The sequence below is a fragment of the Candidatus Thiodiazotropha sp. CDECU1 genome, assembly GCF_963455295.1.
Lineage (GTDB): Bacteria > Pseudomonadota > Gammaproteobacteria > Chromatiales > Chromatiaceae > Thiodiazotropha.
The window spans coordinates 1,061,227-1,078,263 of record NZ_OY734020.1 but is presented as its reverse complement, the minus strand read 5'-3'; the positions used below and the strand labels follow the sequence as shown (position 1 = coordinate 1,078,263).

Sequence of the window (17,037 nt, the reverse complement as noted above, 5' to 3'; positions counted from 1 at the left end):
ATTCGCATGAGCCTCTATCCCCATATCGATGATCTGCTGGAGCTACGTCATCAAGCCCATACCCTGGGCCTGGCCTCGCACCATCTGGTAAATACCAGTTTCAGCGGTCTCTATGCCTCCGTGTTTCGTGGCACCGGCCTCGATTTTGAAGAGGTGAGGGAGTATCGAGAAGGGGATGATATTCGCAACATGGAGTGGAATGTCACCGCCCGCACCAACGTGCCCCATCTGAAGATATTCCGTGAAGAGCGGGAACGCAGTGTGGTGCTCTGCATCGATAGAGGCCCGCACATGAGCTTTGGTACACGCGGCACATTCAAATCGATCCAGGCTGCCAAGGCGGCTGCGCTGCTTGGCTGGGCCGCATCCAAACTGCACGACAGGGTCGGGGGTATGCTGTTTGGCGATAGAAACCTGGGGATGCAGTACTTCCGTCCCACCAAGGATCGTCGTGCCTTATGGCGTCTGCTGCATGCGCTGACACAGGAAGGCACCACTCAGCAGCCCCATATCGACTGCCTCTCCGAGGCTCTGCAGCGGGCCGACCGGGGCACCGCAACCGGTTCTCTGATCTTTGTCATCGCCGACATGAATCGTGAGATCCAGGACCTGAAACAGACCTTGGGGCGACTCTGTCAACACCATACCCTGGTACTGGTACCGGTGGATGATCCCGCTGACAAGGAGCTACCCGATATGGGACAGATCACCTTTGTCGGCCCCGATGGCAACGCAATGGAGATCGACACCCGTGACCATCAGGCCAGAGCGCGCTATACAGAGACCTGGCATAAGCGCCGCCAGACCCTGACCCAATTGACCAATGCCCTGGGCATACCCCTGATGCCGATTGCCACCAATGAAGAGATCCATCTGGCCCTCTCCCATGGATTGGCGAAACATTTTGGCAGACGTTGAATGGATCCACTACGCGACATTCGAGGCATCGATCAAGCCCCCTGGTGGCCACCCGCCCCAGGATGGTGGCTAGTGTTGGCACTGATACTCCTGACAGGCGTGTTGATTTGGTTCATTTTCAGATGGCGCAGGCTCTATCCACTGGGACGCTGGCAACAGGATGCACGGCGCAGCCTTCTCGCCTTGCGTCGACGCATGAAACGCGAGCCGGCGAAACAGGTGGCCAGTGAACTCTCCGAGCTTCTGAGACGCATCGCCATCGCCCGCTGCGGCCGGGAGGAGACAGCCGCCCTCACCGACGAGGCCTGGCTCGACTGGCTGCAGAGCAACGACTCCACCGGCTTTCTGTGGCGTGAAAAAGGCCGGATCCTACTGGTGCTGCCCTATGCCCCGCCCGAGCGTGGTGCCGATAAGGCTCAGCTGGCGCAATTGATCGATGCCGCCATCCATTGGGTCAGCGAGGAAGCCTGTCATGTTTGAGTTTCACTGGCCCTGGATGGGGCTGTTACTGCTGCTGCCCCTGTTGATACGTCACTTTTGGCCCCGTCCATCCCGGGAGCAACACGAATCGGTGGAGGGAATGCAGACCACCCTGCTCCATCCAAGCCTGGCCCACCTGCAGGACGCCTTTCACACTCGCCAACCCCGCCAGCCCCTGAGTGCCCGTCTGCACAGCTGGCTGCTCTATCTCCTGTGGCTGGCCCTGGTGTTGGCAGTAATGCGCCCCCAATGGCTTGAACCCTATACCGAAAACCGCACCGCGGGCTATGACCTGATGCTGGCCGTGGATGCCTCCCACTCCATGAACGCCCTCGATTTCACCCTCAACGATGAACAGGTCAGTCGCATGCAGGTGGTGAAAGGTGTGGTGACCAACTTCATCGAGGGACGGCAGGGGGATCGTCTCGGCCTGGTGGTGTTCGGCAGCCGGGCCTACGTACTCTCCCCGCTCACCTATGACCGCAAAGCAGTCAGCAGTCTGCTGGGGGAAGTGATTCCCCGCATCGCCGGTGACGGAACCGCCATCGGTGACGCCCTGGGTCTGGGTATCAAAAAACTCAGAGAACGACCGCAAGGTTCAAGGGTGCTACTGCTGATCGCTGACGGTGAGAATACCGCGGGTACCATTCCACCCCTGAAGGCCGCCCAGCTGGCGGCAGAGGAAGGCATCCGAATCTATAGCATAGGGGTTGGCAGCGATAAGGAACGGGTGCCCATCCTGGAGAATGGCCGCATCACTACCCGCACCGACCTGGGATTCAATGAGGCGGTGATGCGTGAGATAGCGGAGGCCGCGGATGGCGCCTACTTCCGTGCAACCGATACCGCGGCCCTGGAAAAGATCTATCAGCACATCGATGAGCTGGAAAAGACCGAGGCCGAATCCCGTACCGTATTCATTCCCCGACCCCTCTACTATTGGCCCCTCGGCGTTGCACTGTTGTTGCTGCTGATACTGGGCATCTATCCCGAGGGCAGGCAGCGACGTTTGAAAGGGGGCGGGTATGCCTGAATCCCTGTTTCACTTCGCCCGCCCGGAGTGGTTGTTCGCCCTGTTTGGGCTGATCCCGGTGCTTGGCTGGTTGATCTACAGTGTGGTTCGCCCCGCGAAAGGCCCTATCCATCGTTATGCCGATGACCACCTGCTGCCACACCTGACCGGGGTACGGGAACTCAGCGTGGATGAACGCTGGAGTCGTTTCACCCGCTGGGGCTTGTTGTGGATTTTGCTGGTGTTGGCCCTGGCCGGTCCCCGTTGGGACTACACCGATATCGAGGCCTTCTCGCCGGCCAGTGATCTGGTCATCCTGATGGATATCTCCCGCTCGATGAACGTGGCGGATGTGCCCCCATCACGCCTGGCAAGAGCGCGTCAGGAGGTGCAGGACCTGGTCGTGCTGAATCAGGAGCTGCGTATCGGCATGATCGCCTTCGCAACCGTGCCCCATGTGATCGCACCGATCACCGAGGACAGTCAAAGTATTCTCAACGCCCTGCCGGCGGTCTCCTCGGAGCTGGCCAATCTCCAGGGCAGTCGTCTGATCGCCGCCCTGGAACGTGCCGAGCAGCTGCTCGGCAGTGAGGGCAGCGGGAATGCACGCACTATCCTGCTGATCAGCGATGGTGATTTTGATGAACCAGGACTCTTGCCGCGGATCGAGAAACTCGCCCAACAGGGGGTCGTCCTGCACACCATGGGAATAGGCACGACCGGGGGTGGTCCGGTACCCGCCCGTGCTGGCCAGAGTGAATTGATGAGAGAGCGCAGCGGCAAGCTGATTGAATCCCGACTCAATGAACCCCTGCTGCAACAACTCGCTCTGGCAGGGGGGGGATACTTTCAACGTGCGGACTTTCGAGATCAGGACAGTCGCAATATATTGCAACTCGCCAGCGGGGAGGTTGGCAGACCCACCCCCACGGAGGAGAAGACGCGGGTCTGGAATGAGCGCTTCTACTGGCTGATTTTTCCTCTGCTACTATTCCTGCTGAACCGCTTCAGAGTCCGCCGAACGGGAGAGACCCAAGTATGAAGGTGGTCTATCTCTCCATGATACTGCTTTTTACTCCCGCCCTGGTCGGGGCCAATTGGTTTTTGAACCAGGAGCAACAGGCAGCAGAGAACTACAACCAGGGCCATTACGATGAGGCGGCCAAGGGGTTTGCAGATCCCTACCGCAGGGGTGTCGCAAACTATCGCACCGGTGACTACCAGGCTGCCAGCGAGAATTTCAGCCAGGTAGAGAGGGAAGAGGTGAAGCAGGATGCCCGTTACAACCTGGGTAACAGCCGCTACAAACTGGAGGACTACCAGGGCGCCATCGAAGCCTACCAGGAGGTGCTGGAAGGGGATCCGGATCATACCGATGCACGCCATAACCTGGCCCTGGCGAGAGAGAAGCTGGCGCAGCAGGAAAAAGATCAAGAACAGGAGGAAGAGGAAAAAGAGCAGGATCAGGAATCCGAGAAGGAACAACAGGAGTCGGAATCGAGTGAGGAGCAAGAGGAACAGGAGCAGTCCGGGGAACAGCAAGAGGAGCAGCAGCAAGAATCCGGGGAACAGCAAGAAGAAGAGCAGCAGCAATCCGGCGAGCAGCAAGAAGAACAACAGCAGCAGTCCGGGGAACAGCAACAGGAACAAGAGCAACAGTCCGGGGAACAGCAACAGGAACAAGAACAGCAGTCCGGCGATCAGCAACAGGAACAAGAGCAACAGTCCGGCGATCAGCAACAGGAACAAGAGCAGCAGTCCGGCGATCAGCAAGAGGAACAACAGCAGCAGTCCGGTGAGAAACAGGACGAGCAAGAGCAATCCGGAGACCAGGAGCAGCAGTCGGATAAAGGCAGCAAGGATCAGGATGAAGAGAGTGAGTCGGGTGATCAGATGGAGAAGGACGAGCAACAGGAAGGCAGTGAGTCAGCGACTGATCAGCAAGCAATGAGTGGGGAGCAAAAACAGCAACAGGACAAAAGCGAGGGTATGGAGACCAGGGACGATGAGCAGAGAGGAGAGGAGGAGGAAGCCCAACGAGAGCAACAGGCAATGGGCGAACAAGATAACGAAAAGTCTGCTAGTCTCGAAGCGAAGCGAGAAGATAAAGAGCAACAGGCGCCTGGATCACCCCGGCATGACGAACTGGGCCGGGATAGCGGTGAACGTCATGTCCAACCGGAAGACGAAGCCCGAGCGGATGCAGTGGATCGGGTGGATCAAAGCGACCAGCCCCAATCCCAAGAGGGAGAGGACCAAACCGAGGGCAGCGGTAGTGACAAAACCCGCTTGAGCGGTGCCAATGCATTGATGGAGCAGTGGCTCGATCAAGTTGAGGGGGACCCAGCGCAACTGATGCAACAACAGTTCAGGCTGGAAGAGTATAAATACCTGCGTAGCCGAGGCGGCCGCGACACGGAGACAAGACCCTGGTGATAAAGCCACCTTACAGGCGCCGGAAAATCATGGGCCCCATGGGCCTAGCGATAATCTTGTTGACCTTGTTGTCAGCGCATTGCACAGTCATGGCCAACCCCTACCCAAGCAACTCACCATGGCAGGGGATGCCGCCCGGGCAGTGGAATTTTGCGCCACCTGATCATCGTAAGTCCGGCACCCCATCTCAAACTCAACCAGCAACAACCCAATCACCCTATGGGGGTTGGCCCGGCAGTCAATATCCCCGGTATTCGCCGCAAAACCACTATGCTCCTCAGACCCAGGCGCCACAGATCGAAACCGATCTTTCCACGCAAAGCCCCTATATACAGCAGAATGTGGTGCTGAAAATCAGTGTCGTCAGTCAAAACAACCTACGCACGGCAACGCCACAGATACCCCAGAATGACCACTTTATCCTGCAGCAGCTTGAGGGCCCTGTTACCTACTCCCGTACCCGGAATGGGAAAAGGGAGATCGTAAACGATTTCTATTTCACCCTGACTCCGCTTAAGGCAGGCCTGTATCAGCTTCCCACACTGAGCATCACTGGAGAAGAAGAACAGCTAGCCACATACAGTCGGGGCCACAGGTCATTCGATGTATCGATAAACAACCCGCCACAACTGGAGATCAGGGAAGCCGACCCGACCAGTTCCCCCTGGTTGCCTGTGGAACAGCTCGATCTGAAAATCAAACTGCCGCAAAAGCTCAAAGCCGCTGCCGGCAAACCCTTTACCCTGACGACTGAAATCGATGCCATCGGCATCGTGGCTGAGCATCTTCCCAGTCTTGAACAGCAACTGAAGACCGATGCCTTTCGCGTCTATCGGGATCAGAGTCGGGTAGAGACCACCCTCAACAAGCGCAACAACAAGCTCGTCAGCCGCCGCCTGGAGACCTTTACCCTGGTACCCCTATACGGCGGCGATCTGAAACTCCCCCAATTGAGTGTGAACTGGTGGAATACCCGCATTCATGGTCCACAACGCGCCTCTATCCCACTGCATCCAATCGCTGTCAGCGGTACGCGTAAATCCGACGACTTTTTTGGCTCCGATGAAGAGAGCACCCTGTTTCCCGCCGGCGCCTCTTCAGCATTCTGGATACCCCTGGCGGTGATGTTCGGCGTGATCTTCGGTTACTGGCTTGCGATTTGGATCTCCCACCGTAGAAAAGGGGATACACAACACTCACCATTGGCCCCATTGGTGGTCTTTCTACAGCGCCCGATGCGTCAGATGGCGCCGGCCTTCTCACCCCTCAGGGCGAAACTGCGTACTACCACCGCCGTGCTCAACCCGGCCACCCACTGGCAGCGCTGGCGCCGCAACCTGGTTGGCATGCTGCCCCTCTCGGTGCGCTTCTACTTCTGTGTCCGCTTCGTGGATGAAGAGACAGACCCGGAGGTATGGGGCTACACCCTGAGATTTCTCGCCAACAAGCACCTCAGCCTGCCACCGAATGTCCCCTTCAGTGTCATCGGCACCCATATCGTCGACTTCCATCCCAAGGCCCAGGAAGGGAACATCCACTCCCTCATCCATGAACTGGAACAGGCGATCTATGGCCACAGCGAACTCGATTTCGATCGCTGGAAAGAGGCCTTCAAACATGAGATCAGGCCCAGTTTGAGACTATGGCCACGACGATCTTCCAGGGCCAGAAGCGATCGCAGAGTTCTGTTGCCAGGCCTTAATCCGTAAATGCGGTTAACTAGCTTCAATCGCTACATCGGCATCGACTACTCCGGCGCAAAAACACCCAACTGTAGTCTGAAAGGGCTACGTGTCTACCAGGCCACTCCCAAGGAGCTGCCAGAGGAGGTCCCGCCGCCGCCCGGCAAGCGTAAATACTGGACCCGTCGTGGTCTCGCCGAGTGGTTGGCCGAGCGGTTATCGGAAGAGGAATCGACCCTGGTCGGCATCGACCACAGCTTCTCCTTTCCTCTGCGCTATTTCGAGGTGCATCGACTGGAGCCGGAGAATCCCGATCCGGCAGTACCCGCTGGCGGCGTATCACCGAGGTGCGGGCCGGGGCCAAGTCGGTGTTTCATTTCGATGTGCCGGGGTCGGTGGCCAAGTCGACCCATGCCGGAATTCCCTGGCTACGCTATCTGCGCCTGCGGCTAGGGGAACGCATCCACTTCTGGCCATTCGACGGCTGGGAGATTCCCATGGGTAAGTCGGCCCTGGTGGAGGTCTATCCATCCCTGTGGAGCAAGGGCTTTCCCCGCGATGACCGCACACCCGACCAGCAGGATGCCTATGCGGCGGCGGCCTGGTTGCGGCAAACGGATCTGGATGACCGTCTGGATGACTTCTTGAAGCCAGTGATGCTGCCCGGTGAATATCCTGTCGCCCAGGTTGAGGGATGGATACTTGGCGTGGCGTGACATGACGCTCCCTGTTTTAGAAACAACTACTTTTCGTGTCACTTAATACCAGCGAAGCATTGTCAAAGCAGGGTATAATCCGCCCCCATGTCCCGACCCACCCCCCTCTTCTACCACCGCCCCTACTGGGCCGCCCGTTTCGGTATCGCCCCGGTGCTGCCCATGAGCCGGGCAGAGATGGATCAACTCGGCTGGGACAGCTGCGACATCATCATCGTCACCGGTGACGCCTATGTGGACCATCCCAGCTTCGGCATGGCCCTGATCGGACGTCTGCTGGAGGCCCAGGGATTCCGGGTGGGGATCATCGCCCAGCCCGACTGGAGCAGCGCCGAGGCCTTCCGCCAACTGGGAAAACCCAATCTCTTCTTTGGTATCACCGCCGGCAACATGGACTCCATGGTCAACCGCTACACCGCCGACCGGCGTATCCGCAGCGATGATGCCTATACACCCGACGGGCAGGCGGGCAAACGCCCCGACCGTTCAGTGATCGTCTATGCCCAGCGGGCGCGGGAGGCCTATAAGGGGGTAGCGGTGGTGATCGGCGGCATCGAGGCGAGCCTGCGCCGCATCGCCCACTACGACTACTGGTCGGACAAGGTGCGCCGCTCGGTACTGCCCGATTCGAAAGCTGATCTGCTGATCTATGGCAACGCGGAGCGGGCGATCGTGGAGCTGGCCCATCGGCTGGCCGCCGGGGAACCGATCGGGGGGATCACTGACATCCGGGGTACTGGCTTGATGCGCCAGGGGCTGCCCGAGGGGTGGAGTGAGATCGACTCCACCCATCTCGATAAGCCAGGCCCCAAGACGCATCACCCCGATCCCTACCAGGCGGAGCCTGACTGCGAATCCAAGGTCGTGCGTTTCACGCCACATCAACGCCCGGCCGGGCTCGAGCGGAACCATACAGTGGTGCGCCTCCCCTCCTACGACCAGGTCGTTGAGGACGAGGTCTGCTACGCCCACGCCTCCCGGGTCTTCCACCTGGAGACCAACCCGGGCAACGCCCGTGCCCTGGTACAGCGCCATGGCAAGCGGGACATCTGGCTCAATCCGCCGCCGATCCCCCTTACCACCGATGAGCTGGACCGGGTCTACGAACTGCCCTACACCCGCCAGCCCCACCCGGCCTATGGCAATGCGCGCAACCCGGCCTGGGAGATGATCCGTTTCTCGGTCAACATCATGCGCGGCTGTTTCGGCGGTTGCACCTTCTGCTCCATCACCGAACATGAGGGGCGCATCATCCAGAGCCGCTCGGAGGATTCGGTGGTAAAGGAGGTGGAAGCAATACGTGATCAGGTACCGGGCTTCACCGGTATTATCTCCGACCTGGGCGGCCCTACTGCCAATATGTACCGGCTTGCCTGCAAGGATAAGAAGATCGAATCGGCCTGCCGCCGCCTCTCCTGCGTCTACCCCGACATATGCGGCAACCTCAATACCGATCACCAGCCGTTGCTCCGGCTCTATCGGCGCACCCGCGCCCTGCCCGGTATCAAACGGGTCTTTATCGCCTCGGGACTGCGCTACGATCTGGCGATTCGGTCGCCGGAGTATATTCGCGAACTGGTCACCCACCATGTGGGGGGCTATCTGAAGATCGCCCCGGAACACACCGAGTCCGGCCCTCTGAGCATGATGATGAAGCCGGGTATAGAGAGCTACGACCGCTTTAAAAAATTATTCGACAAATACTCCGCGGAGGCGGGTAAAGAACAGTACCTGATCCCCTACTTCATCGCCGCCCACCCAGGGACCAGCGACCAAGACATGCTCAACCTGGCCATCTGGCTGAAGCGCAACGACCTGCGTCCCGACCAGGTGCAGGCCTTCCTGCCCACCCCCCTGGCCATCGCCTCGGCCATGTTCCACACAGGGCGCAACCCGTTGCGCAAGATCCGCCGCAACAGCGAGCGGGTTAGTGTGGCGCGAGGTTTAAAGCAACGGCGGTTGCACAAGGCGTTGCTCCGTTTTCATGACCCTAAGAACTGGCCTCTGTTGCGGGAAACCCTGACCCGCATGGGCCGCCAGGATCTGATTGGCAATGGCAAGCGACACCTTGTCCCCAAATGGCAGCCAAGAATGGAACATGACGCATCAGAAACAAAGCGTCCAGCGCGTCCGAGTCACGCAAAACGATCAAGCAAGGTAGCGGGTAAAAACAGCACCAGCCGGATCAAAAGAGCCCGCCAAAGACACAAATAACCCGCTTCGCCCCGAGCCCTGCCCGCCAACCCGTTTCAGGTTACTTTTCCTGTTAATTTACAGAATGTTAAACACCCAATTATCACCTTACAATTATCCCTATAAACGGCTTGAAAAAAGCGCATGATGGGACCATATTCATAGTAGGGACGGGTAGTAATGAAGGAGGTATATCATGAACATCACACGTTATGACCCATGGCGCACAATGGAAGATTGGCGTCAGGAGATCGACCGTGCGTTCCACCCGCTCCTGCAACGAGATGACGATACCTCTCGCGTAGTAGGAGGCGATTGGGCACCTGCGGTGGATATCAAGGAAGAGGATGCCAGGTATGTCATTCGAGCCGATATTCCGGGTGTAAAACCGGAAGATATCGAGGTCACCATGGAGAATGGTGTATTGACGATCCGCGGTGAGCGCAGGTTTGAAGAGACCGAAGAGAAAGAGAACTTCAGACGCATCGAACGCTCCCACGGCATCTTCTATCGTCGTTTCTCACTGCCGGATAACACCGATGCAGAGGCTGTTCAGGCAAGCGGTAAGGATGGTGTGATTGAGGTCATCATCCCCAAGACAGCGGAAAAACAGCCAAAACGCATTGAGGTGCATCATTAAGGCATTGGGTCTTTTTTAGACGACGCTAATTTTGAAAACCCTCTCATCACCGAGAGGGTTTTTTTATCGCTTCTGCCACTTCAAGACAGGCATGGGATTCACCCCCAGGCATTCCATCCATGAGCCAATAGCTCCGGGTAGGATCAGTGATCTATCGGGGCGGTAGCGATCAGAAGCTGAATATCAGGCCCAGATTGGTTTCGAACTGGGGAAAGGCATCACCCTCGATCTGCAGGTTGCATCCAGGATTGCAGAACAGGGTTTCGTTGGAGTCGATCAAGGTACTGTAACCGCGCATCTCAAAACGTATACCCAGCCGCTGTGTGGGATACCATTTCAACCCACCCCCGACACTGAGTGAGAAACGGGTTTCATCGTTATAATCCCTATGGGTGGGATTCATGATTGTCATTCCGAGACCACCGGTGATATAGGGGGTGACCTTGTCCACAGCATGATCGAAGGGTGAGACATCCACGGTGCCGCCAAGATGGAGATAGTGGATATCCAGACCGAACGCATTATTCGGATCGGTGGAATCTGCCAGGGAAGAGTCCTGGTGGCTGTAGAGAAACTCGTAACGGGTCGAATCGGAGGCAGCCTGGCTGATGGTAAAACCCCAATCCGCGGCGTGCTCCACATCCAGACCCTGGTAGTGATTGTCGAGTTCGAAAGAGCCACCGAACCGGTGCCCGGTGAATGGGGTGAATTCAAGATCACCGGCTGCGCATAGACTCGATGAGCCCGCGACCAGGGACAACCAGACTGTTAAAAAAGCGACTCTGTACATGGCAACAAAAATCAGGATAAACGACTTATACGGGTAATTATTGTTAAGAAAAGTGAAAATTACCTGGCATCACATCACATCTTAGTCGCCTGATATCTTAAGCGCCTGTTTATAAAGAATATTTTTTTTAATGCCTGAGACCCGGGATGCCAATGCGACAGCCTGTTTGAGAGGTAGTTCCGCCAACAGTGTGATCAGCATATGCTCGACATCGACCTCAACCTGCTCCCCGGACGGGTTGTCGGCACCCTTGATAAGAATAACAAACTCCCCTCTCCGCTGATCACTATCCTGCTGCAGTTGCTCGACCAGCCTGTCCAGACTTCCCCTGAGAATGGTTTCATGGAGTTTGGTCATTTCCCGGGCAATCACCCCCTCCCGTTCAGGACCGAATGCCTCTGCCATGGCCGTGAGAGATTCCACAACCCGGTGACTCGATTCATAAAACACCAGGGTGGAGACCTCATCCGCCAGAGTTTGCAGCCAGGAGCGTCTTTGACCGGCCTGGCGTGGCGGGAAACCGACAAACAGGAAGCGGTCGGTAGGCAGTCCGGATGCGCAAAGCGCACAGGTCAATGCACTGGCACCCGGAATGGGGACCACACGCCCACCTCTCTGTATCAGCTCCCTGACCAACGGAAAGCCGGGATCACTGATCAATGGTGTCCCCGCATCGGAGACCAGGGCGATCGATTGTCCCCCATCGATGGTCTGTAGCAACTGTTCCAACTGGGCGTGTTCATTGTATTGATGAAATGCGCGCAAGGGGGTATTGATGCCATAGTGTTTCAGTAATGGCCGGGTATGTCGTGTATCCTCTGCTGCAATGAGATCGACCTGCTGCAGCGTATCCAGTGCGCGCTGGGAAATATCCTCAATATTGCCGATCGGTGTAGCAACAACGTAAAGTACGCCCTTTGACACAACTGTTCCTGATGTAGAATGGACGCACCATCCTGCCATAGATATCGAACCATGCAAATTGATCGACGCTTATTGCTGTTAACTCTCGTCTTGTTCCTTGTATTGCAGGGTTGTACGACCACTCCCAAGATCGCTCCCGCTGAACCCCTGGAGCTACCGGCGCATGTCAGGCTTCAGATTGAGCTGATGCTGGAGAGCGGCGAGTATGCCGCAGCGGCACAACAGCTCGAATCCCTGGCCAGTGAACGCCTATCACCCCAGCGTGAATGGCTGCTGCTGGAAGCCACCGAGTATTGGCTCAAGGCGGGTAATCAGACAAGGAGCCTGCTACTGATAGAGCAGCTTCAATCCTTTGATAGTGACCCGGACTTCGTCCTGAAATGGCGCATGCTCCGCACCGAAATCGCTGTTTCTGAGGGGGATATCGAAACCGCTCTCAATCTGATGGAACCGCCACCGGATAAGGATGCCCCGCTAATCCTGCGTCAGCACTATCACAGAAACATGGCGGAGATATTCCGCCTGTCGGGAAACCTCCTGGAAAGTGCGAGTGAACTCGATGTGCTCGACCTGTTGTTGGAGCAGGACGAAGAGTCGCGGCTGGCTATCCAACAGTTATTGGTGCAGACCCTGGCGAGTATGACCGACACGGCTCTCAGTATGCTGCAGCCTCAACCTCCCGCCACCTTGATCGGGTGGATGGAACTGGCCAAGATCATCAAGCTGCAGATCACCGATGCAACTGAATTGAGCACCCAATTGGCCACATGGCGGGATCGTTTTCCCCAACACCCCGCATTACAACCCCTGCTCGCCGGATATCTGCAACAACAGGGCTTGAGCAGTGAAGATCATATCGCCATTCTGCTTCCCCGCAGCGGGCCCTACGCAAAAGTAGCGGCGGCCGTTAGAGATGGTTTCATGGCCGCCTGGTATCAGCAACCGGCGCCACAAAGACCCACCCTGCAGTTCTACGACAGCAGTGAATTGAAAGATACCCTGCATATCTATCAACAGGCCTTACTGCAAGGGGCGAAAATGATCGTCGGCCCCCTGAATAAGGATGCGGTCAGGATGTTACTCGGTCTGGAGCATCTGGATAACCCCATCTTGGCCCTGAACCAGGTTGATGATGTGGAACTCTATCACCCAAACCTGTTTCAGTTCGGCCTCGCTCCCGAAGACGAGGCACGCCAGGCCGCGGAGCGCGCTTGGCTGGAGGGTCACAGGACCGCACTTATCTTGACTCCCACAGGGCGTTGGGGCGAGCGCATCGCCAGAAGCTTCCAGCAGCGTTGGTCAGATCTGGGCGGACAGGTGATGGAGCAACAGCATTACAATGCCAAAGAGAATGACTTCTCCTCCCCGATTCGCATGCTGCTCAACATCAATGAGAGTGAAGCAAGGAGCCATGCCCTGAAGAAACTCTTGGGGCGTCAATTGGAGACGGAATCCCGCGCACGCAAGGATGCTGACTTTATCTTTCTCGCCGCTCGTCCCCAGAAAGCCAGGCAACTAAGACCACAACTGAGATTCTTTCATGCCGGCAACCTGCCGATCCTATCCACTTCGCATATCTACACCGGGGTGAATCAGGCAGACCTTGACCGGGATCTGGGCAAAATCAGTTTTGTCGATACACCCTGGCTATTTGAAGAGGGCCAGGGTGGACCACTGTCACGCAACAATCTGGAAAAGCTCATGCCCGGCGTCAAGGGGCGTTACGCCCGACTATTCGCCATGGGCATCGACAGTTACAATCTGTTGACTCAGCTGCAGGATTTACAGACTCAACCAGGCCGTACCTTCAGCGGTAAGAGTGGCAGCCTCTATCTGGATCAGAGCAACCGGCTCCACAGACTCCTCGCCTGGGCGGACATGGAGAATGGATCGGCCAAGATCAGCGGTTACGCCCCGCGCATGGAGCGGCCCGGCAGCAGCGGACAGACCTTTGACACCCCTAGATCATCAGGCTACTTAGCACCCCCGACCGATGGGATGCCCCCGGTGACTGATCACACCCTACCCCCACCGGACAGTCGGCCATGATTGCCAATCACCTGGCATATGGACAAGAGGCGGAACAGCAGGCGCTCGACTTCCTGCAAAGCAAAGGGCTTAGACTTCAGGAACGTAATTTTCGCTGTAAAACAGGTGAGATTGACCTGATAATGCGCGATGCTCAGACATTGGTTTTTGTTGAGGTACGTTTTCGCCAGTCAAACGATTATGGTCGCGCATTGGAAACAGTGACTGCAGGCAAACAGCGAAAACTCCTCAACACCGCAAATCGATATCTTCAAATGAAGCATATTGATAGTGCCTGTCGTTTTGACGTTATTGCACTCAACGGTTCGGGATCAACACCTATCGAGTGGATAAAGAATGCGATTCAGATCGCCTGGTAGCCATATGATACGAAGCCAAGGTGCAGCGTGATGACCAATACACAGCGAATTCATATGCTCTTCAATCAGAGCATTCAGACCAAGATTGATGCCTTGCCACTTTTGACTCAGCCCATAGGTGATGCTGCCGAATTGATATTCAACCGCCTGCTTGAAGGCAACAAGGTGCTCAGCTGCGGTAACGGGGGATCGGCGGGCGACGCTCAGCACTTCTCATCAGAGATGCTCAACCGCTACGAACGGGATCGACCGGGGCTGCCGGCTATTGCACTCACCACAGACAGTTCGACGGTCACCTCTATCGCAAACGATTTGGATTTCTCCACTATCTTCGCACGCCAGGTCGAGGCCCTCGGTCAGCCGAATGACCTGCTGCTGGCAATTTCCACCAGCGGTAATTCGAGCAATGTCAATCGCGCCATAACATCAGCCCACGAGCGGGACATGAATATCGTAGCCTTGACCGGTCGTGACGGCGGCGAACTGGTGAAACTCCTGGCTCCAGCAGATGTCGAAATTCGCGTTCCATCGGATGTCACTGCACGAATTCAGGAGACCCACCTTTTGATTATTCACTGCCTCTGCGATCTCGTGGATCATCAGTTACTAGGAAGCTAATGTACTACAAATCATTTTTAAGGTTTTACTCTCTGAGGAAGGTCATGCAAAACAAAATCGCTCCACTGCTTGCCATCTGCATCACCATACTGATTCTGCAGGGCTGCACTGCAGCTGTTGTAGGGGGTGCGGCCGCCACCGCGGCGGTTGCCCATGACAGACGCACTACTGGCACCATTGTCGAGGACCAGAGCATCGAACTTAAGGTCTATGACTCGATGGCCAATGATGCGAGATTCAAACAACAGAGCAGTATACATGTCACCAGCTACAACTTGGTTGTACTACTGACCGGTCAGGCGGCTGATCAAGCGCTGCGCAGTAAGGCCGAACAGCTGGCATCCAGTATTGACCGGGTGCGCCGGGTCGTAAATGAAATTGAGATAGGCAGCACATCCACCCTGGTTGAGAACAGCCGTGATGCCGCCCTGACCACGGAGGTCAAGCTGAGGCTCGCAAAGGTCAGGATTCCCGATTTCGATCCACTCAGAGTGAAGGTGGTTACAGAACGAGGGACAGTATTTCTGCTGGGACTGATCACCAAACAGGAAGCGGATGCCGTTACCGATGTGGTTCGTCATATCAGTGGCGTACGTCGCGTTGTGCGTGTCTTCGAGTATATCTGACCCTTGAACACCCATCTCGATAGCGGCCTAATCAGGCAATTCAAGGCAATCGTCGGCGAAGACAATCTTTTTACCGATCCCGCTGACTGCCTGCCCTATGGGTATGACAACAGCCGTCTGCAGGCAACCCCTGAGGCAGTACTGTTCGCCCTGGAGCATGATCAGATCGTTGCCATAGCCCAGTTATGCCATCAACATCGGATACCTCTGGTCACCAGGGGTAAGGGAACCGGTACCACCGGCGCCACTGTTCCTCAGCAGGGCGGTATTGTTCTCTCCCTTGAACGCATGAACCGCATCCTCGAGTTCGATGTGGAGAACAGACTGGCACGGGTACAGCCAGGTGTGACCAACAAGCAGCTGCAGGATCATATTGGCGAAGAGGGCTTTTTCTGGCCACCGGACCCGTCCAGCGCAGCGGTCTGCACCATCGGTGGCAACCTGGCGTACAATTCAGCTGGTCCACGGGCAGTAAAATATGGCACACCTCGCGGCAACACCCTCGGTCTGAAGGCGGTTACCGGCAGTGGTGATTCGATCACTACCGGGGTAAGGACCACCAAGGGGGTTGTCGGCTACGATCTTACTCGACTGTTGATCGGCTCAGAAGGCACCCTGGCAATCATTACCGAGGCAACCCTCAAACTGACACCCAAACCTCAAACCAAGCGTACCCTTCAGGCCAGCTACAGAGATATTCACAGCGCAGCGAACGCCGTCTCTTCGATCATGCGCCAGCCGGTCATTCCTTGCGCACTGGAGTTTATGGATGGTGCCGCACTGGAAATGGTTAGAGGATTCTCCGATCTACGACTCGACAGCCGGGTTGGGGCCTTGTTAATGATCGAGGTCGACGGCTCGGAACACAGTATCAGGCAGGATACCGATGCATTGGCCCGTGCAGCACAGACGGAGGGTCTGCTGGAGATCCACACGGCCGAGACCCAGGAAGAGGTCGCGCGCCTTTGGAAAACACGCAAGGCCCTCTCCCCCGCCTTGAGAAATATCGCACCAAAGAAGATCAATGAAGATGTGGTGGTGCCTGTCTCGTGCATCCCAAAACTGATCGAATCCCTGCAAAATCTATCCCAGGAGAGCGGCATCACCATCGTTAATTTTGGACATGCAGGCAATGGAAATATCCATGTCAACCTACTCCTGGACCCTGATGATCCGAAGCAGCTTGAAGCCGGTGAATACTGCCTGAAATCACTTTTCAGTCTGGTACTGAGTTTGGGTGGAACCCTATCTGGAGAACATGGTATTGGGGTGGTGAAGCGGGAATACGTGGAACAGGAGATCGAGCCAGTATCGCTAAATCTGATGCGTGCGATAAAACGTCAGTTCGACCCACATCTGATCCTGAACCCTGGCATCGGATTTCCCGATACAGAGTCTTAAATGGGTAAAAAAAAACACTCTCCGTAGAAACGGAGAGCGCTACCCAAAATGGAGGCATTACCCCCCTTTAAATCCTTAGCGGCCGGTACGCGGCAATCTTTGGCTCCAATGAGAATAAATTCTCTATGCCGATAGAGTAAGGTTTTGCAGCTAGCGTTGAGAGTGAATAGTTCACACAGGAAGAGTGCGCTGT

At 56.4% G+C, this 17,037-nt stretch carries 17 protein-coding genes; 15 read left to right on the top strand and 2 right to left on the bottom strand.

The annotated features are described in order from the left end of the window. Nucleotides 1-6: 6 nt before the first annotated feature. The 10 genes from R2K28_RS04950 to R2K28_RS04905 all read left to right on the top strand — a co-directional run bounded on the left by R2K28_RS04950 (nucleotide 7) and on the right by R2K28_RS04905 (nucleotide 10,077). Nucleotides 7-918, top strand: a complete 912-nt coding sequence (locus tag R2K28_RS04950) for a DUF58 domain-containing protein (RefSeq protein WP_316368264.1) — start codon at nucleotides 7-9, stop codon at nucleotides 916-918. Then, nucleotides 919-1,398: a DUF4381 domain-containing protein gene (locus tag R2K28_RS04945; protein WP_116447624.1), complete on the top strand. Its 480-nt coding sequence runs from the start codon at nucleotides 919-921 to the stop codon at nucleotides 1,396-1,398. Further along, nucleotides 1,391-2,431: a VWA domain-containing protein gene (locus R2K28_RS04940; protein ID WP_316368262.1), complete on the top strand. Its 1,041-nt coding sequence runs from the start codon at nucleotides 1,391-1,393 to the stop codon at nucleotides 2,429-2,431. The genes R2K28_RS04945 and R2K28_RS04940 overlap by 8 nt, the downstream gene beginning before the upstream one ends. Beyond that, entirely contained in the window at nucleotides 2,424-3,452 is a 1,029-nt protein-coding gene (locus R2K28_RS04935) for a vWA domain-containing protein (RefSeq protein ID WP_316368261.1), read from the top strand. Before R2K28_RS04940 ends, R2K28_RS04935 begins: the two co-directional genes overlap by 8 nt. Next, a complete protein-coding gene (locus tag R2K28_RS04930) occupies nucleotides 3,449-4,846 on the top strand; it encodes a tetratricopeptide repeat protein (protein WP_316368260.1) in 1,398 nt (465 codons plus the stop codon). The genes R2K28_RS04935 and R2K28_RS04930 overlap by 4 nt, the downstream gene beginning before the upstream one ends. Before the next feature lie 89 nt (nucleotides 4,847-4,935). Then, nucleotides 4,936-6,555, top strand: a complete 1,620-nt coding sequence (locus R2K28_RS04925) for a hypothetical protein (RefSeq protein WP_316368259.1) — start codon at nucleotides 4,936-4,938, stop codon at nucleotides 6,553-6,555. Continuing rightward, entirely contained in the window at nucleotides 6,556-6,981 is a 426-nt protein-coding gene (locus tag R2K28_RS04920; protein WP_316368258.1) for a hypothetical protein, read from the top strand. It abuts the gene before it with no gap. Next, nucleotides 6,924-7,244 (top strand): hypothetical protein, encoded by a 321-nt coding sequence (locus tag R2K28_RS04915; RefSeq protein ID WP_316368257.1) that lies wholly within the window; start codon nucleotides 6,924-6,926, stop codon nucleotides 7,242-7,244. The genes R2K28_RS04920 and R2K28_RS04915 overlap by 58 nt, the downstream gene beginning before the upstream one ends. Before the next feature lie 87 nt (nucleotides 7,245-7,331). Beyond that, nucleotides 7,332-9,458 carry a YgiQ family radical SAM protein gene (locus tag R2K28_RS04910; protein ID WP_316368256.1) on the top strand — a complete coding sequence of 709 codons (2,127 nt, stop codon included), beginning with the start codon at nucleotides 7,332-7,334 and terminating at the stop codon, nucleotides 9,456-9,458. 175 nt (nucleotides 9,459-9,633) lie between these two features. Further along, nucleotides 9,634-10,077 carry an Hsp20/alpha crystallin family protein gene (locus tag R2K28_RS04905; protein WP_116449193.1) on the top strand — a complete coding sequence of 148 codons (444 nt, stop codon included), beginning with the start codon at nucleotides 9,634-9,636 and terminating at the stop codon, nucleotides 10,075-10,077. Nucleotides 10,078-10,246: 169 nt separating this feature from the next. Here the strand turns inward: R2K28_RS04905 and R2K28_RS04900 are convergent, their stop codons facing one another. Both R2K28_RS04900 and rsmI read right to left on the bottom strand, forming a co-directional pair. Beyond that, nucleotides 10,247-10,867, bottom strand: a complete 621-nt coding sequence (locus R2K28_RS04900; protein ID WP_316368255.1) for an outer membrane beta-barrel protein — start codon at nucleotides 10,865-10,867, stop codon at nucleotides 10,247-10,249. Between the two features lie 81 nt (nucleotides 10,868-10,948). Further along, nucleotides 10,949-11,791: a 16S rRNA (cytidine(1402)-2'-O)-methyltransferase gene (rsmI, locus tag R2K28_RS04895; protein ID WP_316368254.1), complete on the bottom strand. Its 843-nt coding sequence runs from the start codon at nucleotides 11,789-11,791 to the stop codon at nucleotides 10,949-10,951. 51 nt (nucleotides 11,792-11,842) lie between these two features. Here rsmI and R2K28_RS04890 point away from each other — a divergent pair, with 51 nt between their 5' ends. From R2K28_RS04890 to R2K28_RS04870, 5 genes are read left to right on the top strand one after another with little or no spacing between them, the layout of a single operon-like run. Beyond that, nucleotides 11,843-13,840 carry a penicillin-binding protein activator gene (locus tag R2K28_RS04890; RefSeq protein ID WP_316368253.1) on the top strand — a complete coding sequence of 666 codons (1,998 nt, stop codon included), beginning with the start codon at nucleotides 11,843-11,845 and terminating at the stop codon, nucleotides 13,838-13,840. Further along, nucleotides 13,837-14,199, top strand: coding sequence for a YraN family protein (locus R2K28_RS04885; RefSeq protein WP_116448021.1), 363 nt, complete (start codon nucleotides 13,837-13,839; stop codon nucleotides 14,197-14,199). The genes R2K28_RS04890 and R2K28_RS04885 overlap by 4 nt, the downstream gene beginning before the upstream one ends. Before the next feature lie 30 nt (nucleotides 14,200-14,229). Next, a complete protein-coding gene (locus tag R2K28_RS04880; protein WP_316368252.1) occupies nucleotides 14,230-14,817 on the top strand; it encodes a phosphoheptose isomerase in 588 nt (195 codons plus the stop codon). Between the two features lie 44 nt (nucleotides 14,818-14,861). After that, a complete protein-coding gene (locus R2K28_RS04875; protein ID WP_316368251.1) occupies nucleotides 14,862-15,443 on the top strand; it encodes a BON domain-containing protein in 582 nt (193 codons plus the stop codon). Between the two features lie 3 nt (nucleotides 15,444-15,446). Continuing rightward, entirely contained in the window at nucleotides 15,447-16,844 is a 1,398-nt protein-coding gene (locus tag R2K28_RS04870) for an FAD-binding oxidoreductase (protein WP_316368250.1), read from the top strand. The last annotated feature ends 193 nt before the right edge of the window (nucleotides 16,845-17,037 follow it).